At 59.5% G+C, this 23,298-nt stretch carries 20 protein-coding genes; 6 read left to right on the forward strand and 14 right to left on the reverse strand.

What is annotated here, in order from left to right; genetic code table 11:
* Positions 1-212: 212 nt before the first annotated feature.
* From tyrS to ACWXWJ_RS06720, 5 genes are read right to left on the reverse strand one after another with little or no spacing between them, the layout of a single operon-like run.
* Complete coding sequence (gene tyrS, locus ACWXWJ_RS06700) at positions 213-1,508, reverse strand: tyrosine--tRNA ligase (RefSeq protein ID WP_473963921.1); 1,296 nt, start codon at positions 1,506-1,508, stop codon at positions 213-215.
* Positions 1,509-1,535: 27 nt separating this feature from the next.
* Positions 1,536-1,703, reverse strand: coding sequence for a Trm112 family protein (locus tag ACWXWJ_RS06705; RefSeq protein ID WP_473963922.1), 168 nt, complete (start codon positions 1,701-1,703; stop codon positions 1,536-1,538).
* Between the two features lie 48 nt (positions 1,704-1,751).
* Positions 1,752-3,329, reverse strand: coding sequence for a VWA domain-containing protein (locus ACWXWJ_RS06710; protein WP_473963923.1), 1,578 nt, complete (start codon positions 3,327-3,329; stop codon positions 1,752-1,754).
* A 60-nt stretch (positions 3,330-3,389) separates the two neighbouring features.
* The gene (locus ACWXWJ_RS06715; protein ID WP_035002562.1) at positions 3,390-4,055 is read right to left on the reverse strand and encodes a hypothetical protein; all 666 of its coding nucleotides are present in this window, start codon (positions 4,053-4,055) and stop codon (positions 3,390-3,392) included.
* A 34-nt stretch (positions 4,056-4,089) separates the two neighbouring features.
* Complete coding sequence (locus ACWXWJ_RS06720) at positions 4,090-5,745, reverse strand: vWA domain-containing protein (protein WP_473963924.1); 1,656 nt, start codon at positions 5,743-5,745, stop codon at positions 4,090-4,092.
* 215 nt (positions 5,746-5,960) lie between these two features.
* On the opposite strand from ACWXWJ_RS06720, the gene thiC reads away from it, so the two are divergent.
* From thiC to ACWXWJ_RS06750, 6 genes are read left to right on the forward strand one after another with little or no spacing between them, the layout of a single operon-like run.
* Positions 5,961-7,877 (forward strand): phosphomethylpyrimidine synthase ThiC, encoded by a 1,917-nt coding sequence (gene thiC, locus ACWXWJ_RS06725; protein ID WP_293791946.1) that lies wholly within the window; start codon positions 5,961-5,963, stop codon positions 7,875-7,877.
* Entirely contained in the window at positions 7,867-8,529 is a 663-nt protein-coding gene (locus ACWXWJ_RS06730; protein ID WP_473963925.1) for a thiamine phosphate synthase, read from the forward strand. The genes thiC and ACWXWJ_RS06730 overlap by 11 nt, the downstream gene beginning before the upstream one ends.
* Before the next feature lie 42 nt (positions 8,530-8,571).
* Entirely contained in the window at positions 8,572-9,738 is a 1,167-nt protein-coding gene (gene thiO / locus ACWXWJ_RS06735) for a glycine oxidase ThiO (protein ID WP_473963926.1), read from the forward strand.
* Between the two features lie 44 nt (positions 9,739-9,782).
* Positions 9,783-10,001 (forward strand): sulfur carrier protein ThiS, encoded by a 219-nt coding sequence (gene thiS / locus ACWXWJ_RS06740; protein WP_473963927.1) that lies wholly within the window; start codon positions 9,783-9,785, stop codon positions 9,999-10,001.
* A gap of 10 nt (positions 10,002-10,011) precedes the next feature.
* Positions 10,012-10,815: a thiazole synthase gene (locus ACWXWJ_RS06745; RefSeq protein WP_473963928.1), complete on the forward strand. Its 804-nt coding sequence runs from the start codon at positions 10,012-10,014 to the stop codon at positions 10,813-10,815.
* Complete coding sequence (locus ACWXWJ_RS06750) at positions 10,815-12,002, forward strand: ThiF family adenylyltransferase (protein ID WP_473963929.1); 1,188 nt, start codon at positions 10,815-10,817, stop codon at positions 12,000-12,002. The genes ACWXWJ_RS06745 and ACWXWJ_RS06750 overlap by 1 nt, the downstream gene beginning before the upstream one ends.
* Here the strand turns inward: ACWXWJ_RS06750 and argH are convergent.
* The 9 genes from argH to pheT all read right to left on the reverse strand — a co-directional run bounded on the left by argH (position 11,999) and on the right by pheT (position 23,283).
* Positions 11,999-13,438: an argininosuccinate lyase gene (gene argH / locus ACWXWJ_RS06755; protein ID WP_473963930.1), complete on the reverse strand. Its 1,440-nt coding sequence runs from the start codon at positions 13,436-13,438 to the stop codon at positions 11,999-12,001. The two genes, ACWXWJ_RS06750 and argH, sit on opposite strands and share 4 nt — an antisense overlap.
* Before the next feature lie 46 nt (positions 13,439-13,484).
* A complete protein-coding gene (locus ACWXWJ_RS06760) occupies positions 13,485-14,681 on the reverse strand; it encodes an argininosuccinate synthase (RefSeq protein ID WP_473963931.1) in 1,197 nt (398 codons plus the stop codon).
* Positions 14,682-14,742: 61 nt separating this feature from the next.
* Entirely contained in the window at positions 14,743-15,207 is a 465-nt protein-coding gene (argR, locus tag ACWXWJ_RS06765; protein ID WP_293791956.1) for an arginine repressor, read from the reverse strand.
* Positions 15,192-16,127 carry an ornithine carbamoyltransferase gene (argF, locus tag ACWXWJ_RS06770; RefSeq protein WP_473963932.1) on the reverse strand — a complete coding sequence of 312 codons (936 nt, stop codon included), beginning with the start codon at positions 16,125-16,127 and terminating at the stop codon, positions 15,192-15,194. The genes argR and argF overlap by 16 nt, the downstream gene beginning before the upstream one ends.
* 10 nt (positions 16,128-16,137) lie before the next feature.
* Complete coding sequence (locus ACWXWJ_RS06775) at positions 16,138-17,361, reverse strand: acetylornithine transaminase (protein ID WP_473963933.1); 1,224 nt, start codon at positions 17,359-17,361, stop codon at positions 16,138-16,140.
* Between the two features lie 2 nt (positions 17,362-17,363).
* A complete protein-coding gene (gene argB / locus ACWXWJ_RS06780) occupies positions 17,364-18,323 on the reverse strand; it encodes an acetylglutamate kinase (protein WP_473963934.1) in 960 nt (319 codons plus the stop codon).
* 87 nt (positions 18,324-18,410) lie between these two features.
* A complete protein-coding gene (argJ, locus tag ACWXWJ_RS06785; protein ID WP_473963935.1) occupies positions 18,411-19,628 on the reverse strand; it encodes a bifunctional glutamate N-acetyltransferase/amino-acid acetyltransferase ArgJ in 1,218 nt (405 codons plus the stop codon).
* A gap of 7 nt (positions 19,629-19,635) precedes the next feature.
* Positions 19,636-20,661: an N-acetyl-gamma-glutamyl-phosphate reductase gene (argC, locus tag ACWXWJ_RS06790; RefSeq protein WP_473963936.1), complete on the reverse strand. Its 1,026-nt coding sequence runs from the start codon at positions 20,659-20,661 to the stop codon at positions 19,636-19,638.
* Between the two features lie 63 nt (positions 20,662-20,724).
* The gene (gene pheT / locus ACWXWJ_RS06795) at positions 20,725-23,283 is read right to left on the reverse strand and encodes a phenylalanine--tRNA ligase subunit beta (RefSeq protein WP_293791965.1); all 2,559 of its coding nucleotides are present in this window, start codon (positions 23,281-23,283) and stop codon (positions 20,725-20,727) included.
* Positions 23,284-23,298 lie beyond the last annotated feature (15 nt).

A 23,298-nucleotide genomic window follows, 5' to 3' on the forward strand; every position in this document is an offset into this window, starting at 1 on the left:
AAAGTATCTAAACTTGGTTCATCACGCTATTGAGTTCTCAAACAACCTACGCACACCGATCGTCTAAGTCAGAATCTTTGTCCTGCTCGCTCTCGGCGACTTGATTTAATGTACACCCGACCCAAAAAACACACAAATCCCCTGGTAGAAGCGCAAAAACGCAACTACCAAGGGATCGCTTTAGCCGTTATAGGCCGTGTGGCGTGGCGTCACTATGAAGAAGCCCCAACACGCGCACCGGCGAAACGCTTCTTGCCCTTGCGAAGCACCAGCCACGAACCGTGCAGCAGGTCGTCGGCGGACGGCGACCATTCGATGTCCTCGATACGCTGGTTGTTCACATACGCGCCACCCTCCCCAACGGTGCGACGGGCAGCACCCTTCGACTTCTCCAGACCAGATTCGACGAGCAGATCCAGGATCGTCGCTTCCGCCCCTACCTCGGCGACCTCAGTCTCCTGCAATGCAGAGGACAAGGTAGCTTCATCCAGATCCTGCAGCTCAGCCTTGCCAAAGAGTGCCTGTGCAGCCAGCTCTACAGCCTCGGTTGCATCTGCGCCATGCACCAGCGTGGTCATCTCGCGAGCAAGCACGCGCTGAGCCTCACGCTTGTAAGGTTCCTCAGCGACCTTGCGCTCGAGTTCCGCGATCTCTTCCTGGGAAAGAAAGGTAAACCAACGCAGGTAGTCAATCACCACGGAATCACCAGCATTAATGAAGTACTGGTACCAGGAGTATGGGCTGGTCAACTGCGGATCGAGCCATAGCTTTCCGCCGCCAGTGGACTTACCGAACTTATTGCCCTCTGCATCCGTGACCAGCGGTACCGTCAGCCCGTGTACCTTCGCACCATTAATTCGACGGTTCAGATCCACACCGGAAACAATGTTGCCCCACTGGTCGCCGCCGCCGATCTGAAGCACGCAGTCGTACTCGTTGTGCAGGTGTACATAGTCGTTCGCCTGCAGCAGCATGTAGGAAAACTCGGTGTAGGAAATGCCGTCGGATTCGAGGCGTCGCTTCACCGTCTCGCGATCCAACATGGTGTTCAAAGAGAAGTTCTTGCCGACATCGCGCAGATACTCAATCACGTTCATCTGGCTAATCCAGTCCGCGTTATTCACCATGACTGCGGGGCTGGCTACATTATCTTCATTATCTTCGCCGGTGAAGTCCACAAAGGCCTCCAGCTGCTTCTTGATAGCCACCATGTTCTCTCCGATCTGATTCTCGGAGAGCATGGAGCGTTCGCCCACGTCGCGCGGGTCGCCGATCATGCCGGTAGCGCCGCCGGCCAGGGTGATCGGGCGGTGGCCGAACTGCTGGAAGCGCTTCAGCATAATCAGCGGCACCAAGTGGCCCGCGTGCAGGGAGCTACCGGTCGGGTCGAAACCGCAGTACAGCGTGATGGGGTTCTGCGTGGCCTCCTTCAGCGCCTCCAGGTCCGTCGACTGGTTAATCAGGCCGCGCCACTGCAGTTCGTCAATGATGTTGGCGTTCTCGCTCATGTGTATTTGTTCCTTTTATATAGGCGTTTATTTGACTGGCCAGTCTTGAGCTTCTTCGACCAGCAGCACCGGGATGTCGTCCTGCACCGGATAGGCCTTGTTCAGGCGGGGGTTCACCAAATAGTCACCGTGATCCTCCAGCGGCTGCTTATCGATGGGGCACGCGAGAATCTCTAGGAGCTTCTGGTCAATCATGTTGCCCAGTCTAGCTGGTGGCTTGGGCTACTCTCTTAGTGACGCCCCCTACGTAGCCCAATACTTACTGGCCCTGTCCAGGGCAGTGGCCAGGCCGCCCTCTTTGGTCTTAAAGACTTCACCGCCGGTCTCTTCAGCAAGACGCTGCATGTCCTCTGCGTTTTCATTGCCGTAATGGACGATGTATACGGGGAAAATTACCCCCTCCTTGCGCTCCCTGTCCCTCAGTTCGTGCGACCATTCCGCATAGTCCACACCTTTGGCAGGTGCTCCACTAGTCAGCAAGACTATTGACTGTCCTTGAATCAAGTTTCCTCTTCGCGGAATTCGCAGGTATTCCCTGTACAGCTGGTAATAGATATTGGCCTCTTGCCGGGGCGCCATACGGTCTACGTAATCCTTTAGAGCGCGTGCATGCTTTGGATCATCTGAGGAATAGTCCTTTTGGGTGAACGCTTTGCTCGAGGATGTACTGGATGTTGTGATATTTACCGCTCTGCCATCGACCCCCGCTTGTTCACCAAGCAAATCGAGTACGTCCTTCTTTACTTCCCTAAGGTTTTCCCCTTGCATGGAAGCGGAAACGTCGACTAGCAGGTTGATGTCTCTGGGGCGAAGCAGCTCCTCCCGATAAAAGCGCAATGTGTTATCGAACTCCTGCTTGGAGCTAGGGAGCTTATGAGTGGTTGTATCAGCACGGCGTTGCCCAGGTGAGTCGCCCAATTCAACTCGTATTTTATCCCGGAGTTCGTTGCCATGTTGAGTGATCCAATCAGCGAAGGCTTTCGTCTTAGCATGAGCAGAAGCCTCAGCTTCTTCGTCATCTGGATTCTTGATCACCGAAATCGGAAAGTCGTTAAACCCGATCCTGTCAGCGGGGATAACAAAGGTAATTTCTCCGTTATCCCTTAAAAGTTTCTCATCAGAAGAAAACGCGAAAACTGCTTGAGCAACATCATCTGTAGCAGAGAATCTGTCATACAATTCATCAGAAGTATCGCTTAAAAGCACCTGAGCGCCGAAAAAATTCTTCAATTGAGGATGAACTTTACCTGCAACCTCTTCTGCTAAGTCATCTGATTGCAAGCCCCCGATCTTGTATAGTATGCCGATCAGAGACTGCATCCCCAGGTTGGATTTGCCCGGATCTGCCATACCAAAAGTTAGGTCTCCCCTTGTGACCGCTTCCCGGACATCGTTCCACGTAACTTGCTTCTTCCGCCATCCCAAACGATCCAGGTCTTTGCTCCTTAATGCGAGCCCCAACGTATCCGAAGCCAACCCGTAGCTCTCTCCGAGCGCCTCATTGTTTTGCAGGTTCACATAGGAGTTAGTCGCCAACCAGACTGCATCGTACTCATCCCCTAGCTCCCCATTAGCAATCTTCCGGGAAAGCTCAACTGTGTCTCCCCCGCGGTCAATCTCGACTTGCATTCCGTAGTCACGCTTCGCTTCCACCCACAGGAACGGACTGAATGGAATGTCATTCGCCATCACTATCCGCAGCGGGCGCTCATCTTCTCCTCCATCACGTTTTTTGGCTACAGTCCCCACAGCCACAAAAAACACAACAAGGATAAATACGAGGAGAATACTGGCGGTCTTTTTGGAGAAAGCATTAGTCATTTCTTCAACTCTATTTGTGCGCTAACCGATGCATTATCTTGAAACCTAATTGATTTATACTCATTCCTCGGGCTTCCGTAGCACGCCGAATTCTAGTTCTAGGAATGTGCGATTGTCCTTCAGCTCTTGGAGGTTATCTTGCATGATCGCTTGGTGGACTTTGTCCATTTCCGATTGCAAAACTGCCAGCGAAGCACGGAAATCCTCAACGGCCTGGTTATGCGTTGCAGTCGGCATGTCATCAAGAATTCGGCAGGTCTCTGGGAAATAGACGTCCAAAATGCGGCGAACCTTGTTCTCTTGCGGCGGATCCGCAGCCAAGTGATCCCACTCGTGCACAACGTCCTTGCACGTGCTGTAGAAATGATCGAGATCCGCGTAGAACTCTTGGCGCTGCTGGCCGGAGACGCGCACGGATTCTTTGAGATGCTTAGAGTGGGTGCGGATGCCCTGTAGGGACTCGGTAGGAACCTCATAGAACGCGGGAGCTGGTTTACTAAAAGGTTCGTGCCGTTTCTTTTCCAGAGAGTGCTTCCCATCCTGGATTGGCTTCCCCTCTAGCGACTTTTGTTCCTGTCCTTCCGGCATGAGCATCCCAGCAGCACCGGCGAGGGCTCCCGCCACGACGATCCACAGAGATCCTAGATCCACCGCAGCATGCAAGCCCACGATCGCGACGAAAACGACAAGCCCAGCAACGATTTTCGGAAAGTACTTGGAGTTCATGGTTTCTTTCCTACCCTGTCTTACTGATTGCGGCCTACTGGTAACTGCGGATCTCTTCGAACGCCTTAGACAGATCACCGCTACGAGCGTTGAAAACCTTGCCACCGGTGAAGTCCGCCAGGAAGTTCATCTCCTCCTCGCTGGCCTCCCCATAGAGGATGACGAACACCGGGATCTTGCGGTCAGTCTCGGCCATCTTGCGCTTCATCTTGGTGATGAACTCCTGGCGATTCGTGCCGGAGTTCGACTCACCATCGGTCATCAGCACAATCGAATTCAGGGAACCGCCGCCTTCACCCACACGGTCGTAGGCGCGCAACACGGCGTCATAAATCGCAGTTTCACCACGGGGCTGCAGACCATTGACGTAATCCCGCAGGCCTCGACTCTGCTCCGCGCTGTCCGGGTCGTAGTGCTCCTGGGTGTATCCATCGGCAACCTTGCTACTGAAAGGCATAAGGGTGATCGTTTCGCGACGGCCGAATCCCTTCGGATTACCGTCTTCACCTGCGGTGCCGTCGATAAGCCTGTTCAGGATGCCCTTCAGATCTGCCAGCCGGTTGCCTCGCATCGAGCCGGACGTGTCGAGCAGGAAATTGCTGTCAGCGGGGCGGCGAAGGTCATCCCGATACAGGCTGACAAGAGAACGTATGTGATCCTTCGATGTCGGATACTCGTAGTAGTTTTGGGAGCCCTTGTTTTCCGCGTCCTTGCCCGAAACGATCAGGTGGGTTCGCTCTCCTACCTCTTCGCTGTGCTCTTTAAACCAATCGGCTAGGGCTTCGACCTTCGCTATGGTGTCCGCCTCAGGCTCCGTTTCGCCGGGCTTCGTGAGCGCCGAGAGGGGGTAATCGGCAGCGCCCGCGGCATCCCCGGGGACGATTACCTCAATATCCACCCCATCGTTTTCCTTCATTGATTGCAGAACGGATTGATAGTTAAAGATGCCATCCGCCTTGCCAGGGTTCTTTACGAAGGTATCGCGCAGCCAACCGGAGGATCCGGAAGTGATCGTCTGCCCGGAGAAGAAGTCCTTCATGCGTGGCTTGTCGAGAAATGCCGTCGAAAGATCGAACTTCTGCCCCTGCGGAGAGTTGCTTAGTGCCGCGGCGACCGAAAGAAGAGTAAGGAAACCGGAGTTGGATTCCTGCGGATCTGTCATGCCGAACGTCAGATCACCGCGCTTTACGGCCTCAGCGATATCCGACCACTTGACGTCTTTGTACCGCCACCCCAAGCGATTGACCGCGTCCTGTTTGAGCCCCAGAGCTACCGGCGAACGGGCAATGCTGTGATCTTCGGACTGCGGGGATGAGCCCTCCGCTCTGGCAAACGCGTTGGTTGCAAACCAGGTGGCGTCATACTTATCCCCATAATCACCATCCACCAGGTTACGAGTGTTGACGAGAGTGCCACTGTCGTACTCCATTTCAATCTCGAACCCCAAGTCCGAGGAAGCCTGTTCGATAAACGGTTCCATATCCGACAGCTCTGTAGCAGCGACAATCTTCAAAGGCTTGCTGGTGTCATAAGACTTCCCGCCAGATCCAGTAAGACCGCCGGGGAAATTCCCCGAGCCGACCGCATAAGCACCTACTGCTATCAGCAGCAACACAACCACAAGGAAAAACTTTGAACTGCTCTTTTTGCCGTCATTGGCGTTCAAGCTGCTGGGGAATGTGCTCGTCATAGGCCTGATCTTATTTCACACGCAGCTACTTTTCAGGCCAAACCGATCAAGCAGACAGGGCAAAACTACAAGCTTGTGAGAGGTGCGTTACAGTGGAGAGCACAACCGAACACGGGCGCTCGAGGTATCGAGCTGAGATCGCGCTGAAGCCCCGCGCGAGTACCGCTAGAACCTGTCTGGTTAGAACCAGCGAAGGAAGAGTCAGGAGAGTCTTAATGACGGATACGTCTACCCAGAACATCACCCCCACCGACGAGTACGGCGCGGAGATTCACCCGAAGCACAGCTTCTCCCCCATCGAGAAAACGGTGGAATCCTTCGGCAAGACCTTCACGCTGCAGGTGCCGGAGACTGAGATCCAATTGGACGACTCGCCGACCGGCCCAAATGAGCCGGTGAGGATCTACCGCACCCGCGGCCCGTGGGCGGAACCCACCGAGGGGCTGCAGGGACTGCGCAGCGAATGGATCGAAGCCCGCGACGATGTGGAGGCCTACGACGGTCGTCGTCGCAACCTACTGGATGACGGCAACCGTGCCGTCAAGCGCGGACAGGCCAGTGAAGAGTGGAAGGGTTCTACCCGCGCCACGCTGCGTGCAAAGGAGGGTAAGCGTGTTACCCAAATGCACTATGCCCGCCAGGGAATCATCACCCCGGAAATGGAGTTCGTAGCGCTCCGTGAGCACTGTGATGTAGAGAAGGTTCGCGAACAGGTGGCCTCCGGTAAGGCCATTATTCCGAACAACATCAACCACCCGGAGTCCGAGCCGATGATTATCGGCAACGCCTTCACCACCAAGATCAACGCCAACATCGGTAACTCCGCCGTCACCTCCTCTATTCGCGAGGAAGTGGATAAGCTGCGCTGGGCGACCCGCTGGGGCGCGGATACCGTAATGGATCTTTCCACCGGTAACGACATCCACACCACCCGCGAATGGATTCTGCGGAACTCCCCTGTACCGATCGGTACCGTGCCGATCTACCAGGCACTTGAGAAGGTCGACGGCGTAGCCGAGGACCTAACCTGGGAGATCTTCCGCGATACCGTCATTGAGCAGTGCGAACAAGGCGTGGACTACATGACGATCCACGCAGGCGTGCGCCTGCCGTTCGTGCCGCTGACCACGAAGCGCGTCACCGGCATCGTCTCCCGCGGTGGTTCCATCATGGCCGGCTGGTGCCTGGCGCACCACAAGGAGTCGTTCCTGTATGAGAACTTCGACGAGCTGTGTGAGATCTTCGCCAAGTACGACGTCGCATTCTCTTTGGGCGATGGCCTGCGCCCGGGCTCCATTGCGGACGCCAACGACGCCGCCCAGTTCGCCGAGCTGAAGACCATCGGTGAGCTCACCCACCGCGCTTGGGAGTACGACGTGCAGGTCATGGTCGAAGGCCCCGGTCACGTGCCGCTGAACATGGTGCAGGTCAACAACGAAAAGGAGCAGGAATGGTGCGGTGGTGCACCGTTCTACACTCTGGGACCACTGGTGACGGACATTGCTCCGGGCTATGACCACATCACCTCTGCCATCGGTGCGGCGAACATCGCCATGGGTGGCACTGCAATGCTGTGCTACGTGACCCCGAAGGAACACCTGGGTCTGCCGAACAAGGACGACGTAAAGACCGGCGTCATCACCTACAAGGTCTCCGCACACGCCGCCGATGTCGCCAAGGGACACCCGGGCGCCCACGAGTGGGACGATGCTATGAGTAAGGCTCGCTTCGAGTTCCGCTGGCACGACCAGTTCGCTCTTTCCCTGGACCCGGATACCGCTCAGGCTTACCACGATGAGACTCTGCCTGCGGAGCCAGCGAAGACGGCACACTTCTGCTCCATGTGTGGCCCTAAGTTCTGCTCCATGCGCATCAGCCAGGACATCCGCGATGCCTTCGGCGACGAGATCGACGAAGCGCTGGCCACCGACCAAAAGCAGTCCCTGGTCAAGGATCTGGGCCTGCCGGGCTTCGGTCGACAGAGCGTCGACGCAGCACAGAGTGCTGAGGGCGAAGAGGAAATGGCTGAGGAGTTCCGCCGCGCGGGCTCCCAGCTGTACCTGAACCGCGACGAAGCCAAGGAAGTTGCCGAGGATCTGCAGAAGGAGGCGGCAGCGCAAGGTGAGCGCTAAGCACTCGCGGGCAGATCAGCTAGATCTACGTTGCTATCTGGTGACGGGCACACCCCACGAGAAGGTGGTGGATGTCGCCGCAGCAGCAGCCTCCGGTGGCGCCGGTGTTGTGCAGGTGCGTAGCAAGCCCATTAGCGTGCGGGACCTCACCGCACTCGCGATTGAGGTCGCGGCCGCTGTCGTGGCTGTCAACCCAGCTACCAAGGTCTTGATCGACGATCGTGTGGATGTTGCTGCTGCTCTGATGGGGCATCACCATATCCACGGTGTTCATATCGGCCAGGACGATCTCGACCCGCGCCTGGCGCGCGCTGTGCTGGGAGACGACGCAATCATCGGGCTCACCACCGGCACCCTGCCACTCGTACAGCAGGCGAACGAATACGCCGACGTGATCGACTACATTGGTGCCGGACCTTTCCGGCCCACCCCCACCAAAAATTCCGGCCGGGAGCCGCTCGGGCTGGCGGGCTACCCTGCGCTGGTGGAAGCGTCGCGCGTCCCGGTAGTTGCCATTGGCGACGTGCGCGCTGAGGACGCACGCGACCTCGCCTCTACCGGAGTTGCTGGCGTGGCGATTGTGCGGGGCTTTATGAACTCCCCCGCCCCACGCAGCACCGCCCGCCAAGTGCTCACTGGTTTTTCTTCATGACGCCTCCGTTTGCAACCCGCCCTAAGAGAGAAGTGAAAACCCGTGACTAATCCCAGTCCCGTCAGTTCCCAGCGCTATGCCCATATCGTGGTAGGAGCTGGAATTGTCGGCCTATCCACCGCGTTCAAACTCGTGGAGTTCGGGGCAGATCCGGCGACTGTGGCAGTGATCGACCCGGCCCCTATCAGTGGGGCTTCTTTCGTCGCCGGAGGCATGCTGGCTCCAGTGGCCGAAGTGCAGTACAAACAGGAGCCGTTATACCCGCTGATGGTGGCGTCCAAAAACTTGTACGACGACCTGCTGCAACGGCTGAGCGAGAAAACTACATGCAGCACCGGACACAGAACAGAATCAACGTTCGTGGTGGGAGCAGATCGGGCGGACGCGCGACACCTCACCGACTTGACCGATCACCAGCACGGGCATGGAATGGAAGTGCAGCGGCTGCCGCTCCGCCAAGCGCGGAAGATAGAGAGAGGCCTCAGTCCACAGCTTTCCGGCGTGGTCGAAATCCCCGGCGACCATCAAGTGAACCCACGGATGTACTGCGCGGCACTGCTGGATGCTCTGCAAAACATGGGCGTAACCATTTTCGATGAGTGCGTGAACCGCGTGGACGGCCAAGCCGGAACCGTGACAACCGACCGGACAACATATACCGCAGGCATGGTGTACCTGTGCAACGGGTTAGGTGCCGGGCAGGTACATGGTTGGTACGAGGGCGAGCACTCTCCGCTGAAGCTGCGCCCGGTGCGTGGCGACATGCTGCGACTGCGGGTAGCCGAAGGAATGGACTCCCCAGTGGGGCGCGTTATCAGGGGGTTCGTGGAGGATCGACCGGTGTACATCATCCCCCGCACCGACGGAACCATTGCTGTGGGCGCAACCAGCCGGGAAGACGCGCGCCGAGGCCCGGCGGTAGACGGGGTTTACACGCTGCTGCGCGACGCAATCCGGATTGTGCCTGGACTGCAAGAGTGCGAGTTTATCGAGGCGATCACCGGCGAACGACCGGGCACCCCGGATGACCTGCCCTACCTGGGGAAGGTTGACGACAAGCTGGTGGTCTCCACCGGATACTTCCGCCACGGCATTCTGCTGTCCGCACTGGGGGCTACAGTGGGGGCAGCATTGGGAATGGGCCTGCCGGTTCCTACGTTGGAACCGGAGATTAACCTGACCGACTGCGCGCCACTGCGACATGCCTAGAGGCAAAAGCCGCAGGCGCTGTGAAAAAGATCTAAGGAGAATCCATGAACTACACGGTCAATGACGAACCGCGGTCGGCAGATACTGCACCGACCGTAGCCGAAGTCGTGGCTGCGGAAACCGGCCGCGAGGTTTCTGATGTCGAGGGTGCAAAGGGAGTTGCGGTAGCGGTCAATCGTTCCGTCGTACCGGCCAGTGACTGGGGGCGCGCACTTGTGGAAGGTGACGCCGTGGACATTCTGATCGCCGTACAGGGCGGCTAGAGAGAAGACAATGCTGAAGATCGCGGATAAGGAATTCGACTCACACCTCATCATGGGAACCGGTGGATCCAGCAGCCAAGCGCTGTTGGAAGAAGCGCTGGTGGCCAGCGGGACTCAGCTGACGACGGTGGCGATGCGCCGGCACAGTGCGCAGACTACGGGAGGCGGCGAGAGCGTATTCGAGCTGCTAAATCGCCTGAATATCGACGTTCTGCCGAATACCGCCGGGTGCCAGACTGCACGCGATGCGATGTTGACGGCCCAGTTGGCACGCGAAGCATTGGGAACCAGTTGGGTGAAGGTGGAGGTAATCGCAGACGACCACACACTGCTGCCGGACGTGGTGGAGCTGGTGGATGCCTGCGAAATGCTGGTGGCCGAGGGCTTTGTGGTGCTGGCCTACACCAGCGACGACCCGGTGGTTGCCAGGCGACTGGAGGACGTAGGCGTGGATGCCGTCATGCCGCTGGGCTCCCCGATCGGCACTGGACTAGGCATTTTGAACCCCCACAACATTGAACTGATCTGCTCCCGCGCACAGGTTCCGGTGCTGCTGGACGCAGGCGTGGGTACGGCCTCCGACGCAGCACTTGCGATGGAGCTGGGCTGCTCAGGGGTGCTACTGGCTAGCGCAGTCAATCGCTGCCAGGATCCGGTTGCGATGGCGCAGGCCATGAAAGCTGCTGTGGAAGCCGGACGGTTGGCACGCGAAGCGGGGCGTATCCCGCAGCGTACGCACGCGCAGGGCGCACTTGCTTCCTCCAGCTTCGATGGTCTGGCCAGCTGGGATGGCTGGGCTGACGAGGTTCTGTAATGCTCAGCGATTACACAACACTGCCCGCAGCGGAGTTAAAGCGCGTGGCACGGCAGACGATCCTTCCAGGCCACGGACTTCGGGAACAGGAGCGCCTGCACGAGGCGCATGTGCTGGTGATTGGAGCGGGTGGGCTCGGTTGCCCGCTGATGCAATCACTGGCAGCGGCGGGAGTCGGTCATATCTCCGTCATTGACGATGACACGGTGGATATCACCAATATTCACCGCCAGATCCTGTTCGGCGCCAGCGACGTCGGCCGGGCGAAGGTGGATGTCGCGGGTGAGCGGCTGCGGGAGCTGCAGCCCGGACTGCGTTTTAATGGTCTCCATGGGCGTTTTGGCGCTGACAATGCCGCTGAACTGCTAGAGGGCGTGGACGTGTTGATCGACGGCTCCGATACCTTTGCGACGAAGTTCCTCGCCGCAGATGCCGCCGAGGCCACCGGCACTCCCCTGGTATGGGGTTCCGTGCTGCGTTATCGCGGTGACGTGGCCGTCTGGTGGTCGGGTTCTACCGCTGAACCGGATGGTCGAGGTGTCGGCATGCGCGACCTCTACCCCAGCCAGCCGGATCCCGACAGTGTGCCGGACTGCGCGACCGCCGGAGTGCTAGGTGTGACGACCTCCGTTGTCGCCGGTCTCATGGCCACCGAAACCATCAAGTTTCTGCGCGATCCGTCCGCGCGTGTACAGCAGGTTGGGAAGCTGCATATTTATGACGCCCTTAGCGCCAGTATTCAGCATTTCAACGTCACCGCTGATCCTCAGCGGCAGCTGGTTACCAAGATCGTGGCTGCAGAAGCGTCAGACTGCGCGGTGGAGCCGTCGAACAGTGAGGTAAAAACGGCAGAGGCAACTTCACTGCTACACGATCTTGAAAATGGCGCGGCGGTCGCGATTGATGTGCGTGAACCGGGAGAGAAAGCCATCAAGGATCTGCCGAGTTTCGCCATCCACCCTGGCTATCACCTGCCCACCTCGGTGTGGAGCGAACAGTCGGAGCTGGCGGAACAGCTCCTTGACAGTATCGGGGCTGAAGAACCTAACGCCGACGTCGTGATCTACTGCGCATCGGGGAAGCGTTCTGCGAGCTTTGTCGAACGCTTTGAACAGCACGCCGCCGGGCAGGGTGTGCGCTTGCACAACCTGCCCGGCGGGGCGAATGAGCACGGGGTAGAGATCTAAACCAGTCGGGTCTTCTCGGCCCACTTGCGGTTTTCGTTCGCTGCCTCGCGCACGCGCTCCTTTTGCTCTGCCACGCGCACACCCGCGGTGCCGCCACGGGTGGAGCGGGAAGCTACTGCACCGTCGATAGTCAGCACTTCCCGCACCTCAGGGGTCAGTGCCTCGTGCACGCCCGCCAACTCTTCGTCAGTGAGATCCACCAGATCCACACCGCGAGATTCAGCGATGCGCACACAGGAACCAGAGGCCTCGTGAGCAACGCGGAACGGAACACCCTGACGCACCATCCACTCCGCCAGATCCGTAGCCAGGGTGAAGCCAGCGGGAGCGAGTGCACGCAGGCGCTCCGGGTGGAAAGTGAGGGTACCCACCAGACCAGCCATCGCCGGCAGCAGCAGGTTCAACTGAGCCACGGAATCCGCAATTGGCTCCTTATCCTCCTGCAGGTCGCGGTTATAAGCCAGTGGCATGGCCTTCAGCGTGGCCAGCAGCCCGGTGGCATTACCGATCAAGCGGCCGGTCTTGCCACGCATCAGCTCAGCGACATCCGGGTTCTTCTTCTGCGGCATGATGGACGAGCCAGTCGACCACTCATCGGCAAGCGTGACATAACCGAACTCCGGGGTGGACCAGGCGATGATTTCCTCGGCAAGACGGGAAAGATCCACTGCCACCTGGGCAAACACAAAGGCCGCCTCAGATGCGAAGTCGCGGGAACTGGTGGCGTCAATAGAGTTATCCGCAGCAGAGTCAAACCCGAGCTCCTGCGCGATGGCCTCCGGGTCGAGCGCCAGAGAAGAACCCGCCAGCGCGCCGGAACCATAAGGGGACACGGCGAGGCGCTTGTCGAGATCCTGGAAACGCTGAACATCGCGCAGCAGCGGCTGTGCATGCGCCAATAGCTGGTGAGACAGGAGTACCGGCTGGGCGGCCTGGAAGTGAGTCTTGCCCGGCATAATGACCTCCGGGTGGCGGTCTGCCTGGGCGACCAGCGCATCGACAACATCCAGGACACCAGCGGTAATGTCGCGGATCGCGTCGCGTAGCCACATGCGGAACAAGGTGGCCACCTGGTCATTGCGGGAGCGTCCCGCACGCAGTCGACCGCCGACCTCGGGGCCGACGCGATCGATCAGGCCGCGTTCCATGGCGCCGTGGACATCCTCGTCGCTGGGATCCGGTCCGAACGAACCGTCCGCGACATCGGCGCCCAACTTCTGTAGACCGGCGATGAGGGTATCGAAATCCTCGTCGTTCAGCAGGTTGGCCTTGTGCAGCACCCGTGCGTGAGCCTGCGAGGCCAGCACGTCATAAGGAGCCAAAACCCAATCGAAGTGAGTGGACTTCGACAGGGCGGCCATCGCCTCGGTCGGGCCGCCGGAGAAGCGGCCACCCCACAGGGCGCCTTCGTTCGTGCCGTGTGCCTCGGTGGTCATGGTTGGAAATGCTGCCTTTCTTTTCCTATTAGCCGTTGTTGAGCGGTTAGTTTGCCAGATCGCGCTTCGAGGCGATCTTGGAGGACAGGCCGTGCAGCTCCACGAAGCCGCGAGCCATGGACTGATCGAAGGAGTCGCCCTCGTCATAGGTGGCCAGGTTGAAGTCGTACAGGGACTTGCTGGAGCGGCGACCGTTGACGGTGATGGATCCTGCGTGCAGTACCAGGCGGATGTCGCCGGTGACGTGGCTCTGGGTGGACTCAATGAAAGCGTCCAGGGAGCGCTTCAGCGGGCTGAACCACAGGCCGTCGTACACCTGGTTCGACCACTCAGCATCGATGCCGCGCTTGTAACGGGCCAGCTCGCGCTCAATCGTGACGGCCTCCAGTGCCTCGTGAGCGCAGATCAGGGTCATGGCACCCGGTGCCTCGTAAATCTCGCGGGACTTGATGCCCACCAGGCGGTCCTCGACCATATCCAGACGGCCTACGCCCTGTGCACCAGCACGGCGGTTCAGTTCCTCAATGGCCTCCAGAACGGTGACCTTCTTGCCGTCAATGGCAACGGGCTTGCCGGCCTCGAAGGAGATGATGACCTCGTCCGGAGCCTGACCCAGACCTGGATCTTCGGTGTAGGCGTACACGTCCTTGGTCGGTGCGTTCCACAGGTCCTCCAGGAAGCCGGTCTCCACAGCGCGGCCCCAAACGTTCTGGTCGATGGAGAACGGGGACTTCTTGGACTGCTCGATCGGGATGCCGTTTTCCTCAGCGAAGGCGATGGCCTTTTCACGGGTCCAAGCGTAGTCACGAACCGGGGCGATGATGTCCAGGTCCGGCGCGGTGTTGGCGAAGCCGACCTCGAAACGAACCTGGTCATTGCCCTTGCCGGTGCAGCCGTGGGCAACAGCGGTGCCGCCGTGCTCGGCAGCAGCCTCGGACAGGTGCTTCACGATCAGCGGGCGGGAGATAGCGGAGACCAGCGGGTACTCCTTCATGTACATGCCGTTGGCCTTGATCGTCGGCAAGCAGTAGTCGTTGGCGAATTCATCGCGGGCATCCACGACGATGGACTCCACAGCGCCGGCGCCCAGTGCACGCTGGCGGACGGTCTCCATGTCCTCGCCGCCCTGGCCCAGGTCGATGGAGACACAGACGACCTCAGCGTTGCGCTCCTTGGCAATCCAGCTGATAGCAACGGTGGTATCGAGTCCGCCGGAGTATGCGAGTACTACGCGATCCTTCATTCTTCTCTACGCTTCCCTTCGAAAGATTCTCTTGTGTTCTTTTGTTATCCGTTATTTGATTTTAGCTTTGTGCCAGGTGGAAGAAATACTCCCCCAGCTCCTTGCCGTTGAGGGGCTCTCGCGCCAGGACAAACACAGTGTCGTCACCGGCAATGGTGGCCACCACCCGGTTAACATCCGAGCGGTCCAGAATGCTGGCCAGGTACTGTGCCGCACCTGGCGGAGTACGCAGCACCGCGATGTTTCCCGAGTGGTCATGGTCAACCAGCAATTCTGCCAGCACTCGTCGCAGCTTGTCCGGCCCGTCCACCCGTACATCGTCGGATAGGGAGTAGTAGACCTCTCCTCCTACGCGCACTTTCTTGGCACCCAAATCCACCAGGTCGCGAGACAGCGTTGCCTGCGTGACGTCGATGCCGCGGTTGACGAGGATGCCGAGCAGCTGGCGCTGGCTGGCTACTTTCTCGGCGCCGATGATGCGCCCGATCATGTCCTGCCGTGCTGTGCGGGTTAACGAAGAAGCCATACCATCAGCGCCTTTTGTGCATGCAGGCGGTTTTCCGCCTCGTCAAAGACCACAGACTGTGGTCCGTCGATCACCTCGGTGGTCACTTCGTTGCCGCGGTAGGCCGGCAGGCAGTGCAGGAAGATCGCATCGTCCTTGGCGGTGCCCATTAGTTTTTCGTCTACCTGGTACGGGCGCAGCGCACTGCGATCCTCGGAGGCATCCTGTCCCATTGACAGCCACGTATCGGTGATCACCACATCTGCGCCGGTGGCATCGACCTTATCCGTTACGGTAACGGTCGCACCGGTCAGCTCCGCCCGCTTCTGCGCTCGCTCAACGAACTCTGCATCAGGCTGGAAACCCTTCGGTGCGGCGATGGTGATGTTCACTCCCGCGGTGGCAAAGCCCAGCATGTAGCTGTTTGCCATGTTGTTCGCACCGTCGCCAAAGTAGACGGCATTCAGCCCTTGGAGCTTGCCCTTGTGTTCCTTGATGGTCACGAGATCTGCCAGGATTTGGCAGGGGTGGAAGTCATCGGACAGCGAGTTGATAATCGGCGCGCTTGCGGTCTGCGCCATCTGGTGCAGATTGTCATGGGCACCGGTGCGCCACACGATGGCGGTGGCGTAACGGGACAGTACCGCGCCGGTGTCCTGGTAGGTCTCGCCCTTGCCCATCTGGGAGCTGCCGCTGTCTACGACGATGGCATTGCCGCCCAGCTCGGTGATGCCGGCGTCAAAAGAAAAGCGCGTGCGCGTAGAGGTCTTGTCGAACAAGACTGCGACAGAGCGACGTTCCAGTAGGTTGCGATAGCCATTGCCGTAGCGATTGTCCTTCAGTTCCTCGGCCAATGCCAGCACTTCGGCCTGCTCTTCCGGGGTGAGGTCATCGTCGGCCAGCATGTGGCGCAGCGGCCCATTGTTAAGGGAGTTCGTCATGTGGTGTTCCTTAGTTCTGTTTACTCGAGCTCTGTTTGCTCGAGCTCTGTTCGCTCTGTTCGCGGTTGTCGTCCAGCATCTGCCTTATCTTGGTGACGCCACCCTGCACCTCCTGAGCCGAGATGTTCAGCGGGGGAACAATGCGGATCACGTCGGGCTGGGGTTTGTTCACAATCAGCCCGTAATCAAGCGGGTCGAGTGTCAGCGGTTCATCCAGCACGATGCCCAGCATGAGCCCGCGCCCGCGGATCGTCTGCACGCTGGGGTGGTCGACCAGACCGTCGCGGAAAGCCTGCGACTGGGTGGCGACGTTGGACAATAGATCCTCGGCCTCAATCGTGTCGATCACTGCATTCGCGGCGGCACAGACCACGGGGTTGCCGCCGAAGGTGGTTCCGTGCATGCCCTTGGCCAGGAGTTGTGCCTTCGGTAGGGCCAGCGTTGCACCGATCGGCAGGCCACCGCCCAGTCCCTTTGCCATGGTGATGACGTCCGGGAACACATCGGGTTCGTGCTGAAAGCCGAACCACTGGCCGGTGCGCCCCATGCCCGCCTGCACCTCGTCGACGACCATCAGAATGCCGTGCTCGTCGCATAATTCGCGCACGGCGGCCAGGAATCCATCCGGCGCGGGGATCACGCCGGTCTCTCCTTGAATTGGCTCAAGGAAAATTGCGGCCGTGTCATCCTCCGCCAGCTCCCGGAGAGCCGCGATATCGCCGTAGGGGTAGTGCTCCACTCCGCCGGGCAACGGCTTAAAGGGTTCTTGCTTATCAGGCTGGCCGGTCAGGGCGAGCGCACCCATGGTGCGACCGTGGAAGCCACGCTCGGCAGCCAGGATTTTAGTTCTTCCCGTAGCACGGGCGATCTTGAAGGCCGCTTCGTTGGCCTCTGCTCCGGAATTGGAAAAGAAGACGCGCGCCTCCGCGGCCTGCTCCCCCACCAGTCCCTTTAGCCGCTCAGCGAGTTTGATCACCTGCGGGTGGGCGAAAAGGTTCGACGTGTGGCTGAGCGTGGCGATCTGATTCGACACGGCGTCGACAATGGCAGGGTGAGCGTGCCCCAGAGCATTGACGGCGATGCCGGAGAGCAGGTCGAGGTATTCGTTACCCTCTGCGTCGGTGACGACGGTTCCGCGACCGGACACGAGCTCGCGCGGCGGAGTGCCATACGTTTCGAACAGGGCGGCGTTCCAGTGGCTCTGCCAGTCGGTGGAGTTCATGTGCTGGCTCATGACTAGTCCTCCCGGTAGTTGATAGCGGCGGGAATCTCGGTTCCGTCTACATCCTCCCAATCTGCGGGGCAGATCATGGTGCCGATGCCGCCGGTGGTCATTAGCTCCAAGAGTACGGAGTGCGGGATTCGACCGTCGATGACGTGTGCGGCCTGCACCCCGGTACGCAGGGCGTCAAGGCAGGCTTCCATCTTCGGCACCATGCCGGAATCCAGGTTAGGCAGCAGGTCGGAAAGCTGCTCCGGGGTGAGGCTGGAAACGAGCGAATCTTTGTTCGGCCAGTCTGTGTATAGGCCTTTAACGTTCGTGAGCACGATCAGTCTCTCGGCTCCCAGGGCTCCAGCCAATGCACCGGCAGCCGTGTCTGCGTTGATGTTGTAGATGCGCCCTTGGTCATCGGGAGCGATCGTTGAGACGACGGGGATGCGACCTGCGTCAATGAGATCTAGCAAGCTTTCTGCATTGACGTGTTCGATCTGCCCCACACGCCCAAGATCCACATCTTCCCCGTCGATGGTGATGGTTCGTTTGGAGGCGGTGAATAGTCCCGCGTCCTCACCCGAGGTGCCTACGGCGTATGGGCCGTGCTCGTTAATCAGGCCAACGAGCTCGCGTCCGACCTTGCCGAAGAGCACCATGCGAACGTATTCCATGACCTCCGGGGTTGTTACACGGAAGCCGCCCTTGAACTCGCCTTCCAGGCCGACGGTCTTCAGCATTTCGTTGATCTGCGGGCCACCGCCGTGCACCACGACCGGGCGGGCACCAATAGCGCGTAGGAAGACCATGTCGGCGGCGAATGCTCGCTTGAGATCCTCGTCGATCATCGCGTTGCCGCCGTACTTCACCACCACGATTTTGTCGCGGTAATGCAGCAACCAGGGCAGCGCTTCGGCCAGCACGTGGCTGCGCATTTCGGGGGTCAGCCCGGTGGTATCGATGGGCGGGTGATTGGAAGTCATTGGTGCTTAGTCCCTAATCATTCGATTCTTGGTGCAGAGTGCTTTTGTAAGTCTTGGTGCATGCCAGATGAAGAGATAGGTGGAGTACTAGGTGGAGTACTCAGAGTTGATCTCTACATAGGAGTACGAAAGGTCGGTGGTCCATACCGTCGCGCGCCCTTCGCCTACGCCAAGATCCACCTCGACAGCGATGTCCGCACCGGATAGGTCGACCGCCCGCGCACCGGGTGCACCGGTGGAGTTGATGCACACTGGGTGACCGTTGAAGGACACGCTGATAGCCTCTGGGTTCATCTTCACCGGTGCCATTCCCACTGCGGCTAGCACGCGGCCCCAGTTCGGATCCGAGCCGAACATTGCACACTTAAAGAGGTTGTCGCGGCCAATGACGCGAGCTGCGGTCTGCGCGTCCGCGTCTGTTTCTGCGCCGCCGACGGTGATGGAGACTCTCTTTGTGACGCCCTCAGCATCCGCCTGCAGCTGCATCGCGATATTCAAGCACACCTGGTGGATCGCTGCGTTAAATTCCTCTGCTTCGGGGGTCACTCCGGACGCACCGGAGGCCATAAGCAGCACGGTGTCATTGGTGGAGGTTGCGCCGTCGATGTCAATGCAGTCGAAGGTCGTCGGGGTCGCACCCGCCAGTGCCTGTTGGGCCATCTCGGCACTGGGCAGGTGGGCGTCGGTAGTAATGAACACCAGCATCGTCGCCAGTGACGGAGCCATCATCCCCACGCCCTTGCCCATCGCACCGATGGACCAGCCGTCGCCGTGGTAGACGGCTTCCTTGGCCACGAGATCGGTGGTCATGATGGCACGGGCGGCGGCGTTTCCTGACGCAATGGACTGATCCAAATTTCCTGCGAGCTCATCAATGCCCGAGATGATCTTGTCCATCGGTAGCACATCGCCAATAAGTCCCGTGGAACACACGGCAACGTCGCTGGGGTGGCAGCCCAACTCCTCAGCGGCCTTATCCGCCGTGGCACGGGCATCCTTGTCGCCCTGGGCACCGTTGCAGGCATTGGCATTTCCGGAGTTGACGACCACTGCACGGAAGCTGCCATCGTTATGTGCCTTGGTGTAGCGCACGGGAGCTGCCGTGACCTGGTTACGGGTAAACATTGCTGCAGCAATAGTGTCCGGACCGTCATTGCGGATCAGAGCCATATCCGACTTACCGGAAGGCTTAATGCCTGCAGTCACCGCGGCAGCGCTGAAGCCCCGAGGAACAGTCACACCGAGCTCTGCAGAGGTACTCTGCGCCGTGCTGGTGTCTGGGTTTGCTTCTTGTGGGTTATTCATTGTCGGATCACAGTCCCGTCTGCGGAAGACCCGCGGTTTCTTCCCAACCGACCATCAGGTTGAGGCATTGGATAGCAGCACCGGCGGTGCCCTTGGTGAGGTTGTCAATGGCGCTGGTGGCGATGATCATGCCGTCGGCGACTTCCACTTGCAGGTGAACCATGTTGGAGCCCACGACGTTTTTTACCTCCGGCTGCTGGCCAGCGGGCAGCAAGTGCAGGAAGGGTTCATCGGCGCAGAAGTCCTCATAGGCACGGCGGATATCGCTCGCCTGGCCTCGTGCTGGAGCGGTGACTGTGGTGAGAATTCCGCGGGTCAGCGGCGCGAGTACTGGTGTGAAGGTGACATGCACGTCGTCCGAAGAGTGACCAGCAGGAAGGAGTTCCTCCACGCTCTGCTTGATCTCCGGGGCGTGACGGTGGGTTCCCACACCGTAGGCACGGAGGTTCCCCATAGTCTCGGAACCAAGGAGGTTCACTGCCGCCTTCTTGCCCGCACCCGTGGTTCCCGTGACGGAGACAACACTGACCTGCGGAGCCATAAGGCCACTGACAATAGCTGGCATGAGAGCCATCGTCGCGCCGGTCGGGAAACAACCCGGGGCGGCTACGTAATTCGTTGCCGCAATATCCTCTCGGTGCCCCGGCATCTCCGGAATGCCGTAGGTACGGGAGCCGGCGTGCGGCGTGCCGTAGAAGCGTGCCCAATGATTTGCGTTCTTTAACCGGTAGTCAGCTCCGCAGTCCACGATCTTCATAGATTCCGGCAGGTCGAGGGAGGCAGAAACGCCATGCGGAAGAGCCAGGATTGCAGCATCATGCTCGCGGAGAACATCCTCAGTGGTGGCCTCGAGCACGCGATCCGCCAGTACGGGAAGCCCTGGGTTGAGATCACCGAAGCGCGCGCCGGCATTAGAACCGCCGGTCAGCGCACCAATTTCGAAGTCCATGCCGTAGCCTGGGTGATTAAGGAGGAGGCGAAGCGCTTCGCCACCCGCGTACCCACTGGCGCCTGCTACTGCAATTTTCAACATAGGACGATTCTGCCCTACGTGACCCACAAATGCAAATTATTCAATATTGTGGGAATTATGCAACTATGCGCGGAGCGTGGCTCCCACACGCTCCGCCGCAGCCTGCAGAGCTGCTTCACGGGACTTGCTGGCCTCTTCCTCCGTCAAGGTGCGATCTGCAGCGCGGAAACGCAGGCTGAAAGTCAACGAACGCTTGCCTTCCCCCAAGGACTCGGAGCGATAAACGTCGAAAAGACGAATCTCTTCCAACAGCTCGCCCGCACCAGCCCGAAGAGCATCTTCGACCGCCTGTGCCGGAGTGGACTCATCTACGACAACCGCAATGTCCTGCAGAACGGCCGGGAATGCAGACAGCACCGGACGCGGGAAAGTCTCCTCCAAAGGCAGCGCATCCAGGTTGATCTCCATGGCCACGGTGCGCGGCGGAAGCTCGGCTCGCTCGCACACCTGCGGGTGCAGCTCACCAGCGTGCCCGACGACCGTCTCCCCTACCAGGATCTCAGCACAGCGACCCGGGTGCCACGGCAAGTACTCGGCGTTACGCAGAGTAATCTCCACACCGGCAGCGCGGGCGACTACACGGGCAGATTCAATGGCATCCGCAGCAGTGAAAGCTTCCGGCGCACCCCACGTGCCCTGCAGCTGGCGATTACCCGTCGCGACGACGGCAACATGAAGTGGTTGTGCGGGCAGCGAATCCAGCAGCTCGGACAGCTCGGCGTCACTCGGGCGCTGCTTAACAGAAGGCATTGGCGAAAACTGCTCGGCCGACTTCGGAACAGAAACCTGCTCCACGCCGTACAAAGCTGCATCTCGCTGACCACGAGTGACGTTGCGACGCAGCGATTCGATCATCGACGGCAATAGTGTGGTGCCGATCTGCGCATAATCGCTCTCTAACGGGTTTTGCACCTTGACCGTCACGCGACGCGGATCATCAGCGGGCAGATCCCATACGTCGAATACATCATTGGCAATGAACGGGCTCGGCAGAATCTCTGCATAACCGGCCCATGCCAAAGCCTTACCCACATTGCGACGCATCCGCTGGCGCGGAGTATAACCGCGACCTGCGGGAGCGGTCGGAACGACAGAAGGAATATCCTCCAGCCCTTCCAGACGCAGCACCTCCTCCACTAGGTCGGCGGGCATCGTCAGGTCAGGACGCCAACTCGGCGGGGTGACCTCGATCTCGCGAGCCCCATTGTCGTCCCGCGAACCGGTCTCACGCACCTCACAGCCCACCTCACGCAGGCGGGAAATAGTGGTGCCGTCGGGATAGATCATGCCCGCAGTCTTACCTGGGCGCGACGTGTGCATAGTGATCGTCGGCATCTCGGGCACTGCACCGAACAGGGTGCGCCCCTCCTCCACCTCGCCGCCGGCAATGTTCACCAGCAGTGCAACAGCGAAGTCCAGCGCGTCCTCGATAACCGCCGCATCCGTGCCACGCTCAAACCGACGCGACGCTTCGGAGGACAGCTTGTGGCGACGGCACGTGCGTGCCACCGTGATCTGATTCCAGTGAGCGGCTTCAAACAGCACGTTGGTGGTCTCATCGGAAATCTCGGAGGTCGATCCGCCCATCACGCCAGCCAGGGACTGAATGCCGGACTCATCGGCGATCACAACGTCTTCCGGATCCAGGGTGCGCTCCACATCGTCTAACGTGGTGAGCTTCTCCCCCTTCTTTGCCAGGCGAACGTGCAATTCGCCGTTGACCTTATCCGCATCGAAAGCGTGCATCGGCTGACCAAGTAGGAACATCACGTAGTTCGTCACGTCCGTCGCCGGGTTCACAGGACGCTGACCACAAAGCATCAGCTCTCGCTGCAGCCACAGCGGAGATTCCGCCTTCGGATCAATTCCCCGCACCTTACGCATGCCAAACTTCGAGCACTTCGTGTCCGCGTCAACCTTCAGCGCCTGAACCTCGCCGCCCGTGCCGGGCAGGCCGGCGAAAAGGTCGTTGCGCATCGCTGCTGCCGCCGGGTCCTGTGCCGGGTCGCGGTATTGCAGGTTGAAGCTCGACGCCAACTCGCGCGCAAGCCCCCTGGCCGAAAGTGCGTATCCGCGGTCTGGGGTGATATTCACATCAAAGATGGTGTCCTGCAAACCCAACAGCCCACGGGCATCGTCGCCTACCTGAAGGTTGGCGCTGGCCAAATCGGCGTCAGAAATAGTCATGATGCCTGCGTTTTGCTGGCTGGCCAGACCAACCTCCATCGCAGAACAGATCATGCCCTCAGAGATTTTGCCGTAAGTCTTACGCGCCGAGATCTCGAAAGGCCCGGGCAGTACTGTGCCGGGCAGGGCGATAACAACGTTGTCGCCCTCGGCGAAGTTCCGAGCGCCACAGATGATGTGCTGTAACTCGCCGGTGCCGTTGGCTTGGCCGACGTTCACATCGCAGTAGCGGATCGGCTTCTTAAACTCGGTGAGCTCCTCAATCTTTTCTACTCGACCGATCACCAGTGGGCCGGTGGTCTCAGGGATCGCCTCGTAGCCCTCGGTCTCAAAGCCGACGCGGACGAAGCCAGCGTCGAATTCCTCGGCGCTCACGCTCCACTGCGGGTTGGAAGTCTGCAGGATTCGGGTCAGCCACGACTGGGAAATAAGCATGATGTTCGAAAGATC

It is taken from the genome of Corynebacterium sp. p3-SID1761 (assembly GCF_055862885.1).